Here is a 16,408-nt window from a genome sequence, read left to right as displayed (position 1 = left end):
ATCACATGGGAAACCACAAGATCGAAATCGCCGCGAAGAAAGAGAAGCCCTGCCCTATGCCCCGCCTCGTACTGGCCACTCGCAATCAGCACAAACTCGTCGAACTCCGCAACATCCTGACTGCCACCGCAGTCACCTCCGAACTCGTGAGCGCCGATTCATTCCCCGAAGTCGAGGACGTCCCCGAAACCGGTCTGACATTCACCGAGAACGCACTGATCAAGGCACGCGCACTGTCGTGGGCGACCGGGTTCCCTGCCTTGGCGGATGACTCCGGGCTTTGCGTGAAAGTGCTGAACGGCATGCCGGGGGTGCTCTCCGCCCGCTGGGCGGGACGGCACGGCGACGATCAAGCCAACCTCGAACTGCTGTTGGCGCAGCTCTCCGACATGCCGGACGAACACCGCACCGCCTGGTACACCTGCGCCGCCGCCCTGGTACTGCCTGACGGCACGGAACGGGTGACAGAGGGAACGCTGCGGGGAACGCTGCTCCGGGAACCGGTGGGTGACGGAGGATTCGCCTACGACCCGATCATGCAGCCACAGGGCGAGACTCGCACCACCGCCGAGATGAGCCTGACCGAAAAGAACACGATCTGCCATCGCGGCAGCGCTTTCCGGGCCCTGGCGCCCGCCATCATCGAACTCGTCGGCTGACCTCACAACGCCCCCGTCTCGTTCCAGAACCGCGGTCAGGCGGCGTCCGCTGCCTGGAGACTCCTGAATCCTGAAACCAGGAAGGCACACGTGGAACACCTGCTCGACCCTGCTGAACAGCCCCAGGACATTCCGGTGCGACTCACGGAACAGATCGCATTCATCGCGGAGATCGACCGCCTCAAGACGGTACTCCGCCTCAGCCCCTTGCTGGCCGCCGATCGTCGGGAAAACGATGCCGAGCACTCATGGCACCTGGCGATGATGGTGCTTGTGCTGAGCGAGTACGCCAACGATCCGATCGACGTAGGCAGGACGCTGAAGCTCGTCCTGACGCACGACCTTGTAGAGATCTATGCCGGCGACACCAACCTCTTCGACGAAGAAGGGCGAAAGGACAAGCAGGCACGGGAGCAGGCAGCCGCCGACCGACTCTTCGCCCTGCTCCCGGACGACCAGAAGCAGACGTTCCACTCCCTGTGGCGCGAGTTCGAAGAGGCACGGACTGCGGAGGCCCGGTTTGCCCAAGCCATGGATCGACTCCAGCCGCTGCTGCTGAACTTCGGCAACGAAGGCGGCACCTGGCGTGGCCACGGCGTCACCGAGTCCCTCATCCGCAGGCGGACCTCCCACATCGCCAACGGTTCACGCAGGCTGTGGGACTTCACCGAGAAACTGTTCGCCCTGGGCGTCGGCCGCGGCTGGATCACCCGCGGCTGACCAGTGTGGTCTCCGGCTCGCTAGAGTTGCGGTGTGGGGCTTTGTGCCGGGCGGTAACGTCTGGCCAGGACCCGGTGGTAGTCCGTGGCTTCTGACGTCACAGAGGATCAGACTGGAATCCAGGTCCAATTGAGCCTGGACCCGTCCGCAGACAACGCCGGCAGGACGGTGATCCGCCGCACCGCGACGTTAGGCGGAAGCCTGTGGGGAGCACGTTCGGTGTGTGCCGACGTTCCATCGTGCGGCATCACGGTCGCGGTCCTCGGTCTGTTGAGCGGGACAAGCGGTTGGTGACCTAGTCCAGATCGCGTACGGGCGTCCGCGTCGGTGCTCGCGTCTCGGAGTTCGGGGCGTGCATGATGCGCCAGCCAATGCGCGGCACGGTGACCACGTGGACCAGGACGACGACGGCCTGGCGGCGGAAGCCATCCCGAGGGTCTGAGTGGAACCGCGGGGGACTGGTCGGGCGACACACCCTGAACGCGGCGCGCCACGAACAGCAGTGACCGGTCCCCTTTCATCTGGCAGTTTCCAATACTTGCGGTTCATCTCGCGCCTACGATGCCACCAGGCTTGGGAATTCCCTCTATTTCATGGACGTCGATCTACCATTTTTGATTCAGGGGCCGTGCTTTTGGAACTGCGTCGCCATGGGGGGGGGAGGGGGGGAGGTCGGGCCCCCGCAGAGCGGTACCCTGCATGTATCGTTCAACGTGGCGGGGCCACTTCAAAGTCCGGCCCGATTTCCATCGTAAGTTAGTCGATAAGTCGTCGACCTCTTCCACCCGCAAATGCGGGGCAACGTCAAAGTCCGCCGACCGTGCAGGAAGCGTGAGTCGGGAGGGCTCGGGAGGTCGTTGACCCGCAGAACAGCGATGGCCCATCAACCGGAACGATGAAGTGTGCCGTCCCGCCCGCCGCCCGCCGATGTCCCGTCGGCACCGCGTGGCCAGCGTTCCACCACGCGACGGATGCTCCAGGACGTCGACGCCGCCCACGTCTGCTGCGGCACCGTCGCCTACCTGGTGGAACAGCGTCACGCCAGCTACGCCCTGAGGGGCAAGGGCAACCATGCAGCTCTGTCAGCCGCGGTCCCCGAAGTGGAGGGGCACGTCCAGACCGAGCGTTCCCACGGTCCAATCATCCGCCCGTCGGTCTGGGCCGCCCCGTTGCCTGATCAACCGACTTTGACGCTGTCCTGGGGGCACATGGCTGAATCCCGCAGTTCGGCCATTCATTCGGGACGGCGGATTGCGAAGTGGAGTGGACGGCAGGCAGCGGATTCGGTCGTCCACAAATGTGCTGGCCGAATCGATTCTCCGGACGGCCCTTCGGCCAGGCGTCCGCTTTCGGTGGCCCGTAAAATATCCTAAATCCCCTCACATGAAAGCGTGTTTGGCGGGAAAGAGGTGTCCATTTCCAGGTCTCTGGTCGGTGTTTTCCAGACGTAATGGCCGGATGGCTGTGCCACGCGCACGTGCCGTATTGATCTTTCCGTGACCCTCGCCTATTTTATTTTCCGTAATGGCACATAACGGCACATCGGGCCCCGCAATTCCGCGGGCGCCTCACCCAACCGTGTCCACAAGCAGGGGTCACCCATGGCGCTGACGGTCGACGAGCTGGTTGCACTGTTCCCGGCGGGGGGTGCCGGTACGTTCGAGCTCGACACCGGGCGGCTCGGGCTGACCGGCGAGGCTGAGTCCCTGGAGCATCTGCCCAGCGGCATTCTGACCCTCGCTGAGGCGACTGCCGACAGCGCCGCTCTGACGGTGACCGGCAAAGTCACTTTGGCCGGTGAGGAGATGCCGGCCAGCGCCCGGTTCTTCGCCACCGGCACGGCGGTCGATGCGCTGCTCTTCGAGGCGAGCCCGGCGACCTGGCTGCTCCAGACCGCCGTCGCCCGCGTCGACCTGTCCGGACTGTCCGGCGGCCGGTCACTGCGGGTCCTGCTGGCCGCCGGACAGGCCGCGGCCGCGGCCGGACGGTGCCCCGGCACCGGGCCCTGGGCGGGCTTCCAGCTCGGCGGGGCGGTCGCCGACCCGCTGGAGTTCCGCGCCGAACTGCGCAAGGACTCCATCGGCACGGCCCAGCCCCTCGACGGACCGCCGCTGCTGATCACCCCGCTGCTCGAAGCCCTCGGCGAGTACGGCGTCGAACTGCCCGGACCGCTGGTCGACTGGCTGGAGCGGGTCCAGCTGCACCAGCACCCGATGGGCAAGATGGACAACCTGATGGTCACCGCCGAAGCGCCGGTGGACCACGGCACCGGCGCGAACCCGGTGGAACTGCTGGTGCTGCGGACCACGGCGCTCGGCCGCACCGGCCAGGACGGCAAACCCAAGGCCACCACCGTCGCCATGGTCCGGGTCCGCACGGACTGGGACGGTTCCGGGCTGCCGGTGGTCGGACCCATGATCGGCAACGGGCTGCTGTCCCTGCCCGCGCTCCAGATCATGTACGTCTCCGAGAACCTCAGCGCCGAAGACGTCATCAAGATCAACCGGGTCATCACGGAGTACAACCTCGGCCCGCTCCAGCAGTTGCCGGTGGTGAACGCGGCAGCTGGGGTCCCGCTGGGCAAGAAGGTGAGTGCGGCGGTCTACCTCGCGGTCATGGGTAAGCCGACCCCGGCACTGGTGATCACCGTCCCGCCGAAGTTCGGACCGGAACCGGAGAGCCCGGAGAAGCCGAAGCTCGAGTACGAGTTCGTCATCGGCAAGCAGTTCGGGCCGGTCTACCTCTCGTCGATCGTATTCCGCTACGACCGCAAAAAGGGCCTGCTGATCGAGCTCCAGGGCCAGGTCACGATCGGTTCCCTGACCTGGCAGGTCGCCGGACTCGGCTTCTACGTCGGCATGAGCGGCGGCTTCCCGCTGCTGCCCTTCCTGCACGGCATGAACATCGAAGCCACCGCCGCCGACGGGCTCATCGGCCTCAAGGGCGGCCTGCTCAATAAGACACCCGACGACCCCGCCCTCGACTTCGAACTCGCCGGACTGATCCTCGTCCAGGCGATGGCGGTCGAACTCGGCGCCCAGGCCGTGTGGGCACGCAGCGTCGAAGGCTGGCACTCAGTCTTCATCTACGGCGAGATCTCCCTCCTCGGCGGCGCCTCCGTCTTCGGCCCGCCGCCCTTCACCGTCACCGGCTTCTCCGCCGGATTCGGGATCAACAGCTCCTTCAAGAAGGTCCCCACCGGCGCCGAGATCGCCGAATTCCCTCTGGTGGCACGGCTGGACGCGGCCCAGGCCCTGCCCGGCATGCCGGCTCCGACGCCGTACACCCCCGAGGACGCGCTCAAGGCCCTCACCGGACCCACCGGCTGGATCCGCCCCACCGAGGGCCAGTACTGGATCGCCGCCGGAGTGAAGTTCACCAGCTTCGGCTTCATCGAGACCAAAGCCCTCGCCGTCATCGAACTCGGCGACTCCGTCAAGGCCATGCTGCTCGGCCGCACCTCCGTCAGCCTGCCGCGCACCCTCAACCCGAACGCCCGGACCATTGCCAAGGTGAACATCGGCCTGAGCCTCGGCTTCAGCTCCGCCGAGCACTGCCTGTCCATGGACGTGGCTCTGCTGCCCGGCAGCTATGTGCTCGATCCGTCCATCGAACTCACCGGTGGCATTGCCGTCTACGTCTGGACCGGCGGAGGACGCGCCGGGGACTTCGCCATCAGCCTCGGCGGCTACCACCCCGACTACAACGTTCCCGCCCACTACCCCCGGCCAAAGCGCCTCGGGTTCGTGTGGTCCCCGGCCAGCGACATCACCGTGCGGGCCGAGGCCTACGCTGCGATCACCCCCGCCGCGTTCATGTTCGGAGGGCGCCTGGCCGCCGTCTACGACAAGGGCATCTTCTCCGCGTGGTTCACCGCACACCTGGACGTGCTGGTCCAGTGGAAACCCTTCTACCTCGATGTCCGGCTCGGCATCAGCATCGGCGTCGCGGCCACCATCAAGGTCTGGTTCGTCCGGGTCCGCATCTCCGTCGAGGTCGGCATCGACCTCCACCTGTGGCTGCCGCCCTTCGGGGGCCGGGCCACCGTCAAACTCTGGTTCATCTCCTTCAGCTTCGGCTTCGGCTCCTCCCGCGACAACACCCTCACCGTGGACTGGCCCGAGTTCCGCACCCAGATCCCCGCACCCGCCCGGGTCATCCCCAACGAGGGCCTGCTCGCCGACGCCGACCAGGGCGAGATCACCCGGCGTGCGGCCGCCAAGGAAGCGACCCTCGTCTCCTCGGCCGGCTTCACCTTCACCACCGAAGCCGGCATCCCCGCCTCACACCTGTACATCAACGAACGGCTGATCAAGCAGTCCGACGAGGGGACCATCGACATCCGCCCCATGCGGAAGACCGGTGTCACCTCCGCCCACCGGGTCACCATCACCAAGGACGGCACGACCTTCCACCCCACCGACCATCACTGGGTGGTCAAGCCGGTCACCGGCACGGTCGCCCCCGGCCTGTGGGGCAAACCCCTGGCCAAACCCGGTGATGCGCTCGACGGCGACCAGCTGCTCGAAAACCGCCTCACCGGACTGAGGATCACCCTCCCCAAGCCGGACTACGGCACCGACACCGGGCCCGTCACCTCGAAGGCGCTTTCGTACGACGGACTCCCGGACGGCCGCATGCCCCTGCGCGTGTCCGACCCCGCCGGACCCGAACCGCGGGCCGACGACCAGAGCGTCCGGACCATCGTCGACACCGCCGCCGCCCCCACCGTCAAGGCCCGCCGCACCGCCGTGCTCAGCACCCTCACCCGGCTCGGCGCGGGACCCGGAGCCGATACCGACAGTCCGCTCACCGGCTACGCCGCACTCGCCGGCCGCAGCCTGACCACCCCGCCCCTGACCACCACCGCGACGAGGTGACCGGCCGTGACCGCTGAACCGGATCTGCGCATCCACTTCCTCGACCACCTGATCCCGCGTGCCACCCCCGGCGACTACCGGGTCGTGGTCAAGAACACCCTCAGCGACTCCGGCGACGAACTGGACGCCCAGGACAAACTGCTCCCGTCCGAGGAGACCTTCGAGATCAAGGCCGTCCGCTTCGTGCTCAGCGAAGCGTCCGTCCACGCCTACTACCCGCCGCGCGAGAGCACCGGCGCCTACACCAGGACCCTGCCGCACATCACCCTCAGCCGGTCGATCCTGCCCTGGGAACGCAACCTCGCCGGAACCCGCGCCGAGCAGCCCCCGGCCCGCCCTCCCTGGCTCGCCCTGCTCGTCTTCGGCGAGAACGAACTGCCCGACGACCCCGCCGCGTCCGGGGACACCGTGCTGCGCACCGTCGGGGAGCTCCGCAACCCCGCCGAGGCGGGGGTCAAGGGCCCGAACCTGCCGCCCGGCGGCGTCGACGAGGCTGAGGCCCGGAGCAAGTGCCAGACCATCGACGTCCCGGCGGACCTCTTCAACGCGGTCGCCCCGCGCGACGACGAGATGTACTACCTCGCCCACGTCCGCAAGGTCGTCGACGCGAACAAGACCCGGGCCGAAGGCGAAGTCCTCGAAGAAGGGGAGTACGCGGTCGTCAACGCCAACCGCTTCCCCCACAACCCCGGTAACTACGCCGTCCACCTCGTCTCCCTCGAAGGCTTCGAGGGCCGCCTGTCCGGCACCCTGCCCGGCGGCACCACGGCCGTCCGCCTGTGCTCGCTGCACAGCTGGAGCTTCACCAGCAGCGAAGGGCCCGCCGCCGACCCCGGAGCGCTGCTGGAGAACCTCCTCGCTCCGGGCGCCGAGGAGCCCGAAGAGCTCGCCCTGCGCCTGCCGGTGACCGCACCGGTCACCGACGACCCCGAGGACGACTACGTCCGCGGCCGCCTTGCCCGCGGCTACACCGCCGTCCCGCAGCGGACCCTCTCCGGTGAACGCACCTTCGCCTGGTACCGCGGCCCGGCCACCCCGGTCACCGCTTTTGACGTGCCCACCGAGCACAGCCCAGGCCCGCACACCACCTCCGACCACGCGCTCATCTACGAGTCCGAGCACGGGATCTTCGACGTCAGCTATGCCGTCGCCTGGACTCTCGGTCGCGCCATCGGCCTGGCCGACCCCGAATACACCACCGCCGTCAGCCGGGCCCGTCGTGAACTCGCCAACCGGGCGACGACGCTGATGGCGCTGGCCGGAGACCCAGCGCGCGCCTCGGTGGACCCGGATGCCCCGCCCGCCCTCGGCGCGCTGCGCGAACTCGCCTCCACAGGCTTCCGCGAGCAGCTCAGCACCGGGCTCAAGAGCCCCCAGCTCCCGGACGACGCCGGACGCAGGACGCCGCAGCCGAGAGTGACACGTACACAGTCAAGGTCCGTGCTCGCGGAAGAACGCACCGTCTCCCTGCTGCGGACCACCGCGGAACGCAACGCCGGGGCCATCGCCGCCTGGCAAGCCCGCCTCGGCCTGCTCCAGGGCGTGCCGTTCCACCACCTCGTGCCCGACCCGCGCATGCTGCCCCTCGAATCCCTGCGGATGTTCCGCCTCGACCAGGGCTGGCTGGACGAGCTCGTCGCCGGAGCCGCCGACGTCGGCGTGCACACGTCCGTCGACAGCCGCCTCGCCCCCGAACTCAACCGGGCCACCGCCCGGTCGGGCGGCGCGAAGCGGGCCGTCGGCGGGCTGCTCATCCACTCCGAACTCATCCCAGCCTGGCCGGATATCAAGGTCAACGCCTATCTCGAGGACGGCACCGCCCTCACTGAACTGCGCCGCGCCAAACCGGACAAGAGGATCCTGCTCGTCCTCTGGGACGGCGTTCCCGACAAGGTCGTCATCCGCGAACCGGGACAGGGAATCCACTACGGCATCGACGCCGGGAACCGCCTCGGCCTGCGCAGCCTGGCCGCCGATCCGCCGATCGGCACCCCGCTGGAGACTTACTACCCGGCCACCGGTAGCCTCTTCGACCTCCACCTGCGCTCCGACCCGGACGCCGGACCTGCGGTGCTTCAAATGTTCGGCGCGGGCGGCCTGGTGCCCGCCCTGGCCCGGGAGTTCGGGCTCACCGACCTGGACCCCGGACAACTGGCCCTGGAACTCGTCAACGCCCCGCTGGAACAGGAAATCCTCAGCCCCACCGGCACCGCTGCCCGGACGGAGACCTCCTGATGAGCGCCACGGACCTGATCGTCCCCGTCAAGGTGAACGCCCTTGTCGTCAACCGGCTGACCCGCACCGCCGAGACGTTCAACCGGTGGACACCGAACTTCGACGCCATGATCGAGGAGGGCGCGGGCGCGGAACCGCCCCCCGGCGTCGGCACCGAGACCATGGGCCCGGACAGCGAAGGCGTCTACGTCCACTGGCAGTTGCCCGAGGCGCTGGCCAACGGGCACTACGACCAGACGACGGGGGAGACGACCTTCCCCTTCGTCCCCAACCGCTGGCTGGTCGTGCGCTACAGCACCACAGCGGCAGCGGCAGCGGCGGACCGCAAGGCCGTCGGGTGGATCGTGCAGAGCGACTACCTGGAGAGCCGACCGGTCCATGACGCCGACGGCAACGACGTCTACGGCACCAACAAGCACCCGAACCCCGACTCGCCGGAGGGTGCTCCGCTGGAGCTGACCTTCCTCGGCCGTCGCCACGACCTCACCCGGGCGCCGTGGACCGAACCATCTGCCCAGAAGCCGCACCTGACCGCGGCCGGGCCCGGACTGCCCGGCTTCGCGGCCTACCAGCCGTACAACAAAGACGTGTTCTCGATGCACGACACCCTTGATGACCTCAAAGGCGGCCTGGACAACTACCCGCCCGACGCGACGCTGAGCTATTTCGTCGTCGGTTGGTACAGCGACGACGCACTCGACTACCTCAACCGCGCCGCGTCCGTGCCCGGCCTGCTCCCGCCGGGCGCGGACGGGGCGGCCGACCTCCTCGAAGCCCTCGGCTGGGACACCCCCGAAGGCACCGCTGCCGACGCCCTGGACCGCACCCTCTACAGCGGCTCAGCGCTGGGAATCGACTGGCAGCGTGAAGGCGCCACCCACGAGTCCGACAAACCGAGCAACATCGAGCTCAGCAAGATCCTCACGCTGGGCAGCAGCAGCACCGAAGCCCTCGGCAGGCTGGCCGCCCGCCAGACCCGGTCCGCGCGCACCGGGGACCTCGTACGCTCGCTCTTCCACGGCACCCTCGAAACACTCGACACCGCCGACGGCGAAGAGGACCTCGACACCCTCACCCACCACTCCTGGTTCTCCGGCTCCGACGGCGGCCATGTGTGGAAGGTGACCGCGCGCCCCGTCGAAGGCGACGACGAGCTGCCGCCCCCGCCGCCGGAACCCGGGTGGCTGACCGAACTCAACGATGTCCAACGGCAGTACGACGACCTCACGCCCAGGCTCCGCCGCTCTCAGCAGCGCCTGTGGAACATCTGGTGGCTGCGCAACAAGCCGGTTCCCCTATTCACCCCCGAGCACCCCGCAGGGTTCGACGCCGCAGCGGATGTCCAGCTCAACGAGAGCGATACGACGAGTCTGGCCGGGCGGACCAAGGCGTTGCTCGATGAACAGTTCGTGCTGTTGAGGCAATTGCCCACCGGAGGTACCCCGGAGGAACTCGCGGCCGACATCGGGAAGTACGCGGCCGAACGCGGACTCGACCCGCGCTACCAGCTGGAGCGCACCGCCCGCGAGTCCTACTACCGCCCCGCAGACCCGGTCGTGCTCATCAAGGACACCGGCGCCAAGGAACCCCTCACCCGGGACACCCCGCTGCCCTGCCGCCTCCCCGAAGCCCTGATCACCCGAATCACCGTCGGCGGCACGACCTACGACCGGTCCACCACTCCGCCCAGTCCGGGACTGGCCGGACTCCCCGACGCCTGCACCCCGCTGCTCGCCGAATTCGCCCTCCTGGACCAGGTCGCCCGGGTCCCCGGCGCTCTCGACGCGGCCCTCAAGGACCCCGCCGCCGTCACCGGACCCGTCCCCGAGCACACCGCGCCATGGCGGCAGCCCTGGCTGCCCATGCACCTCGAATACGAACTGAAGTACTGCCCCACGCCCTTCCAGGCCGGCGACACCACCTACTGGACCTTCAACGGCAGCCGCTACGAATGGTCCGGCCGGGGAGCACAGCCCGGCGGCGGCGAAGCCAACCTGCGCTGGCTCACCTTCAAGAACCGGGCGTTCCTCACCCCGAGCACGCCGTTCGTCCTGCAGAAGCAGATCGACCGCTACCTCGACACCTACTCCGGCGCTCCCACCGAGGGCCTGCTCGCCCTGCGCGAGGAACTCGGTGACCCCGGAATGCTCTCCCAGCGCCTCGACGGCTTCCACGACTGGCTCGTCCAGCAGGACGGCACCGCCAGGACCACCGTGCACGTCCCCAAGACCTTCGCCAGGCTCGTCGGCGACATCCAGAGCGTCCCGGAAGGCGGCCCGCTCGAACCGCCCGCGGACGACCCCGGAACACCGTTCCAGCCGGTCCGTGCCGGCCAGTTCACCTTTCACGACCTGCGCATCGTCGACCGCTTCGGCCGCACCTACGACATCGTCAACAGCGGCAACTACGAAGGGGTCCCCCTCACCCTCGCGGACAGCGTTGCCCCTGACAGGGTCCTGCATGAGGACCTCATCGGCAGGGCCCGCTTCGTCCAGCTCGGCCCGCGTCTTCTCCAGGGCGCCCGCCTGCGGCTGGAGACCGTACGCGCCGTGGACGGACAGCGGCTCTCGCCGATGGCCCAGGCGGCCACGACGGAAAACCCCCTGGCCGGCTGGGTACTGCTCAACCATCTCGACCAGACCCTCGTCGTCCACGGACCCGACGGCTTCTGCCTCGGCGAACTCCGCGTCGTCAAGGACATCGACGGCGCGGACGACAGCGTGTGGCTACCGCTCCCCGGCTCGCCCCATCCCGACGTCGACTCCCAGGAGTTCGAGGACGCCATGCCGCACCTGGCCCGGTTCGTCCGCACCCTGAAGGACAAACCCGCCGCCGCACTCACCGGTCTGCTCGACACCATCGACCAGACCCTCGACACCATCCTCGACGACGCGGCCCAGGAGGACGGCTCTCCGCTGCGGCTCATCGGCCGCCCGCTCGCACTGGTGCGCGCCGATCTGGGCGTCGAGCTCGAAGGGCCGCTGCTGAGCAACCCGAGCTGGGACCAGGTCCTTGAGGAGTCGGAGGAGGAGTACGACGGATATCGCTGGCCGGTCCGGCTCGGCAACGAGAAGCGGCTCGGCGACGGCCTCATCGGATACTTCGCCGGGGCGACCGGGCCCGACCAGGAGACCTCGTACGAGCTCTTCCACGCGGTCATGCCGCAGGGCGGCGGGGGCTACCTGACCCCGATCGACAAAGGCCACGGCCTGGCCGTGCCCGCGCGCACCCCGGACCAGCCGGTGACGCACCACCTGACGCTGCTGATGGATCCGTACGCGGCGGTGCATGCCACCACGGACATCCTCCCGGTGACCAAGGTCCAGCTGCCCGACGACCTGGTGTCCGAGGCGATGCGGCGGATCCGGGCGTCCTTCCGGCTCGGCCCACTGCTCGCGGCCGAGCGGGTCGACAAGGCCGAGGAAGCCCGGCGGGCACGGACGGGAGAGGAAACGACGGAGGCAGGTGTGGTGCTGCCGCAGCCCGCGTCGTGGCACGGAGCGTGGAGCTGGGCCGAGCCGCGCGGGTCGGAGACCGAGTGGGTGGAGCTGCCGATCGTTCCTGCTGATTCCGCGGCGCACTTCGGGGATCCGCAGGCGGAGGCCCGCTATGGATACCTGCTGCTCGACGCGACCGAGAAGTCCTGAACCTCCGCTAACAGAAGGGCTGTTGCATGAGCGTTGTCATGGTGAACGCCACCAACCTGCTGCCGTACGAACCGTCGACCGACCCCAAGCCGTTGCGGGTGAGCTCCGCCGAGGAAACCGAATACGGCTCCGTCAACATCAATGTCGGCGGCGGGATCACCACGTCGGCCTGGTGCAACAAAATCACCGCCCGGGTGCCGGTCGGCGCGGGGGCCGAGCACCTCACGACCGAGGGCGCCGACATCAAGACCGGTGCCAGCACCGGCTGGACGCCGTCCGCCCCCACCGTCTCCGGCGGCTTCGCGGTCATCACCTTCACCCCGGCCCGCGCGGTGCAGTTCACCGGACAGATCGTCACCCTCACCCTGTCCAACATCGCGGTCAACCGCACGGCGGGTCAGGTCTCCATCGCGATCGTCGAGAGTTCGTCAGGGACGAACGGGAGCTTCACCAACAAGGACGCTTCGGTGAAGGTGGACAAGTTCCCGGCCGGGTTCGTGTTCCGGAATTTTGCGCCCGAGAAGATCATGGTGGAGAACGGTGAGGTCGCCGTGCTCCATTGGGAGGGCTCGGACGCGAAGTACACGATGCACTGGGGCGACACCCCCGCTGGAGTCTCCCTCGACAAGGAACGTGTCTGGTCCACCCCGCGCGGCCTGACCACCGTCACCGGCTTCATGCTCCGCGCCGAAGTCACGGCCGGTGGCGTCACCCTCACCCACACCCTGACCACGGCGGTCACCGTACGCATTCCTGACCTCGTCGTCAGGAACCTTACCGTCCAGGGCCCGGCCACGTTCGCCGACAGCGTCAGCCTCAGCAACACCGCCAAGGACCTGACGGTCGCCGGTTCGGTGCGAGGTGCGGGCAGCACCCCGCTGCGGGTCAGCCAGCCCGCGGGCCTGAAGGTCGACGCGGTCCTGAACGTCACCGGGGCGAGCACGTTTGCCAACAGTGTCAGCCTCAGCAACACCGCCAAGGACCTGACGGTCGCCGGTTCGGTGCGAGGTGCGGGCAGCAACCCGCTGCGGGTCAGCCAGCCCGCGGGCCTGAAGGTCGACGCGGTCCTGAACGTCACCGGGGCAAGCACCTTCAACAACAGCATCACGACCATCAGAGACGTCACCGCCGCAGGCAATATCAAGGCCGGAGGAAATCGGGTGCTCCGGGAGGGCGACACGCTCCGCTTCGTAAGCCACACGAATAGGTACCTGCAGGAGGGTCCCGACTACGGTGGCGAAAAGGAGGTAGCCCAAACCTCTAGGACCCGCTACACAAACGCCCGTTGGAGGGCACAGCATTTCTCCTCTGCCAGCTCGTTTGGGGAGGAGCCGGAGGGAAAACAGGAGCCGGAAGACCGCGCACAGGATGAGCGGATTCTCACCGCAGACCCGGAACTCTGACCCGGCCGCTGGGGTGCGCCGGCGCAGCTCACGCATTGGCACCAGTCACCGTCACTTCTGCCGGCGCGGGCACCATTCTGGTCGGTGATGTGTAACAGTGGAGGCGTTCCGCCCCTCAGGCTATCGGCGCTCCTGGTCACAGGGCGTGCCGGGCTACAGCAACTGGTTCCTCGCGGACGCCCCCACTGACGGAATCCTGACCGGACACGTGAGGCGTGCGAGCGGCGTCTCCGGCACCAATGCCAGTCTGATTGTCGATAGCGTGGGCCGCTACAACTCCTTCACCCCTCCGGCGCTTCCCGGCATGGCATCGTTCTCGATTCCTCGAAGAGCAGGTCGTCGTCGAAGAGGACCGGCATCCGCTCACGGATCAACGGTTGAGGTGCCAGGTCCAACTTTCCCAACTGCGGACGAGAAGCTGATCATCTGCATGGCCGGAGGCCCTAGATATCCGACCGCAGATAGTGCAACAGGCTGTCACGGCCCACGCCCGGCCGGGATGAGGGAATGCGACACAGCCGTTGAGCGAAAACTTCGTCGTCGTCCATGTAGCACACCAGAGGGGTACGGACAGTGCGCAGGCCGAGGTTGCGGGCGGCGGCTGCGCCGACCGGGCGGGGCAGTTCGATCACGCGGATGCGGGCATCAGCGGCGAGAGGTTCCGGCAGCAGTGTGCGGTCGGCTCCGTCAAGGACGAGAACGGCCTCCCATAGCACGGTCTGCCGCATCAGGCTGGCGTGCAGTTCGACGAGGTAGCCCAGGCGTTCGGGCAGCAGCCGGGTGGCGATGACGACCGTGATGTCGGGGCGGGAGTGCGAGGACACAACGTTCTCCAGTGGCGAAAGGTGTGAGGGCTTCGGTGGGTGGTGGGCCGTGCGGCCGGGGAGGTGGGTGCCGGGGCGGCGGGCGCCAGTGTGGTGCGTGGCGGTCGTGTGGCGGGCACTGGAGCGCTGGTTACCGGCTGGGGGCCGACCCGGTGGGAGGGGAGTTCGAGGGAGCCGGGGGGAGAGCGGGCGCGGTGTTGGCCGGCGCCTCGGGCGCGGGCGCGGTGTCGTAGACGGTGCGCAGGATGGCCAGGTCGGCTCGGTGGGCGAGGACCAGCACGTCGAGGCTGCGGCTGGCTGCCGCCATCAGCATCTTGGGCGGCGACTGGGGCTCGGCTCCGGTTCTGGCCGCGCCATCGGGCTGCGGCCAGGAGGTAGTCGCTGATCGCCTGGAGCACGGGTTCGGCAGCGTCCAGGAGGTGCTGGGTAACGGCGCTGACCTGCACAGGTGTCTCGGCGGCGGCGAGTGCGCCGTGATACGGGGCGAGATCCGGGATTGGCAGAGGTGTGTCCGGCAGAGGGTGCTCGGCCACGAAGGGCTCGGCATCTCGCTTCGCCCAGCGCAGCAGGTCGCGGTCAGTGGCGATGCCGTAGCGGGCGGCGGCAATCTGGTCGGCGTCGCGGCCGGCGTTGTCGTACAGCTCGAAGTCGGGAGCGGGCAAAGAATGCTCCGGGGGGCGGGCGTGGGCTGCGCTACACGCGGGGCAGGGCCGCGGAGTTCACGGGCGGGCCGGAGGCGTCGGTGCGGGCGCAGGTGTAGGCCAGCAGCGTGGATGGTGCGGCCTTCGCGGGGACGGTGGCGGCGTCGTTGCAGACGAACGTGTACTGGATGTAGCGGCGGGGGATGTCGTGCAGCCAGGCGCGGTCACCCTTACCGGGGTTGAGCTGCAGCCCGGAGCGGGCGACCGCGTCGGTCTGGGTGTGAGTGTGGGAGAAGAAGACCAGCGCACCACCGGCGGTGGTCTTGAGCGCGTACGCGTCGCGGTAGCGGTTGGTGGCACCGGCGAACGTGCTGGTGCCCTGGCTGCCGTACTGCTTGCCGGTGTCACTGTGGATCTTGAGCTGCTGATTGCGCGCCTTGCTCGGAGCGAAGATCTTCTTCCCGGAGTTCTGGCCGTCGGTGGTGAAGTTGTCCAAGACACCGCTACGCAGCAGGTCGGCACCCGCCGCGACGTCCTTGTCGCCGTTGGCCGCGACGGCGGTGGCGTATCCGTCGGCGTCCAGGGCGACCTTGGGCAAGTCCTTGCCGTACATGTCGGCGACGGAGATCATCTCCCACCGCTTGTGCTGCGGCTGTTCGGCGAAGACGGCGAGCCGGTTGGGTGCCTTGCCCTTGGTGCCGGAGAGTGCAGCGGCGAACCAGCACGGCTGGCCGGGGGCGACCCGCGGGATGTACAGCTGGGAGTTCTGCGTGTCATACGCCCACGGCTTGTACGCCTTGCGTTCGGACTTGGTCAGGCCCTCGGTCTCCTTGTACTCGGAGAGCGACCTGGCATACAGCGGGCCGTCCTCGATGGTGTCGAGCAGGTCGCGGTCGCGGTCGGCGTTGGCATTGTTGTTGACGGTCGCGTACCGGTCGATCTCGGCGAGGGCCCGCTGCTTGGTGAGTGCGGGCGGCAGCTCCCGCTGCTTGTCGGCACTCGCGGCCGGAGCGGTGTTTTTGGCTTCGGGGCTGTCGTTGTCTCCGTTGCGGGCGGTGGCGGCCAGGGCCACGCAGGCGGTGGCTATGACCAGGGGGAGGCGATGGAGAGGGCGGCGGATGAGGTGCTCCTGAAAGAAGGGGGTGGTGGGTGATCCGCCTCTAGAGTCCGGGCAATCCCCGGTTTCGCTAACCGGGGATTGCCCGCTATTAAGCGGCCGGAGGAGTTGGCGCACGTTGGGCGCCGAGTGTCGATGCGATGAGCCGGTCGGCGTCCTGGTGCAGGTTGCCGGCCGCGCAGTTCAGGTGCGTATGGGCGCTGGCGAGCCTGTCGGTCAGGGGCGCGAGGGCGGTGCCGATCGCCATGGCCCGTTCGGGGGTTCGCGGACCGGAGCTGATTT

The 16,408-nt window shown here is 68.3% G+C and carries 9 protein-coding genes; 6 read left to right on the top strand and 3 right to left on the bottom strand.

Annotation, left to right across the window (positions count from 1 at the left end):
• Nucleotides 1–56 precede the first annotated feature (56 nt).
• The 6 genes from rdgB to NOO62_RS03550 all read left to right on the top strand — a co-directional run bounded on the left by rdgB (nt 57) and on the right by NOO62_RS03550 (nt 13,544).
• The gene (rdgB, locus tag NOO62_RS03575) at nt 57–659 is read left to right on the top strand and encodes an RdgB/HAM1 family non-canonical purine NTP pyrophosphatase (RefSeq protein WP_268775456.1); all 603 of its coding nucleotides are present in this window, start codon (nt 57–59) and stop codon (nt 657–659) included.
• Between the two features lie 90 nt (nt 660–749).
• Nucleotides 750–1,379: an HD domain-containing protein gene (locus NOO62_RS03570; protein ID WP_268769422.1), complete on the top strand. Its 630-nt coding sequence runs from the start codon at nt 750–752 to the stop codon at nt 1,377–1,379.
• A 1,601-nt stretch (nt 1,380–2,980) separates the two neighbouring features.
• Entirely contained in the window at nt 2,981–6,259 is a 3,279-nt protein-coding gene (locus NOO62_RS03565; protein WP_268769421.1) for a DUF6603 domain-containing protein, read from the top strand.
• Nucleotides 6,260–6,265: 6 nt separating this feature from the next.
• Nucleotides 6,266–8,494, top strand: coding sequence for a hypothetical protein (locus NOO62_RS03560; protein WP_268769420.1), 2,229 nt, complete (start codon nt 6,266–6,268; stop codon nt 8,492–8,494).
• Complete coding sequence (locus NOO62_RS03555; RefSeq protein ID WP_268769419.1) at nt 8,494–12,141, top strand: hypothetical protein; 3,648 nt, start codon at nt 8,494–8,496, stop codon at nt 12,139–12,141. Before NOO62_RS03560 ends, NOO62_RS03555 begins: the two co-directional genes overlap by 1 nt.
• A 26-nt stretch (nt 12,142–12,167) precedes the next feature.
• Nucleotides 12,168–13,544, top strand: coding sequence for a hypothetical protein (locus tag NOO62_RS03550; protein WP_268769418.1), 1,377 nt, complete (start codon nt 12,168–12,170; stop codon nt 13,542–13,544).
• A gap of 443 nt (nt 13,545–13,987) precedes the next feature.
• Here NOO62_RS03550 and NOO62_RS03545 read toward each other — a convergent pair whose 3' ends face one another.
• The 3 genes from NOO62_RS03545 to NOO62_RS03535 all read right to left on the bottom strand — a co-directional run bounded on the left by NOO62_RS03545 (nt 13,988) and on the right by NOO62_RS03535 (nt 16,081).
• Nucleotides 13,988–14,368 (bottom strand): glycosyltransferase family 2 protein, encoded by a 381-nt coding sequence (locus NOO62_RS03545; RefSeq protein WP_268769417.1) that lies wholly within the window; start codon nt 14,366–14,368, stop codon nt 13,988–13,990.
• Nucleotides 14,369–14,498: 130 nt separating this feature from the next.
• Complete coding sequence (locus tag NOO62_RS03540) at nt 14,499–14,675, bottom strand: hypothetical protein (RefSeq protein ID WP_268769416.1); 177 nt, start codon at nt 14,673–14,675, stop codon at nt 14,499–14,501.
• 386 nt (nt 14,676–15,061) lie between these two features.
• Complete coding sequence (locus NOO62_RS03535) at nt 15,062–16,081, bottom strand: hypothetical protein (RefSeq protein WP_268769415.1); 1,020 nt, start codon at nt 16,079–16,081, stop codon at nt 15,062–15,064.
• Nucleotides 16,082–16,408 lie beyond the last annotated feature (327 nt).

It is taken from the genome of Streptomyces sp. Je 1-369 (assembly GCF_026810505.1).
Lineage (GTDB): Bacteria > Actinomycetota > Actinomycetes > Streptomycetales > Streptomycetaceae > Streptomyces.
The sequence above is the reverse complement of the archived record's forward strand: the minus strand, read 5'-3'. Positions and strand labels throughout refer to the sequence as shown.

What these genes read in the sequence shown, in the direction of transcription:
- NOO62_RS03540 (WP_268769416.1), bottom strand. Translation starts at nt 14,675, where the DNA reads ATGGCGGCAGCCAGCCGCAGCCTCGACGTGCTGGTCCTCGCCCACCGA.
- NOO62_RS03565 (WP_268769421.1), top strand. Translation starts at nt 2,981, where the DNA reads ATGGCGCTGACGGTCGACGAGCTGGTTGCACTGTTCCCGGCGGGGGGT.
- rdgB (WP_268775456.1), top strand. Translation starts at nt 57, where the DNA reads ATGCCCCGCCTCGTACTGGCCACTCGCAATCAGCACAAACTCGTCGAA.
- NOO62_RS03555 (WP_268769419.1), top strand. Translation starts at nt 8,494, where the DNA reads ATGAGCGCCACGGACCTGATCGTCCCCGTCAAGGTGAACGCCCTTGTC.
- NOO62_RS03550 (WP_268769418.1), top strand. Translation starts at nt 12,168, where the DNA reads ATGAGCGTTGTCATGGTGAACGCCACCAACCTGCTGCCGTACGAACCG.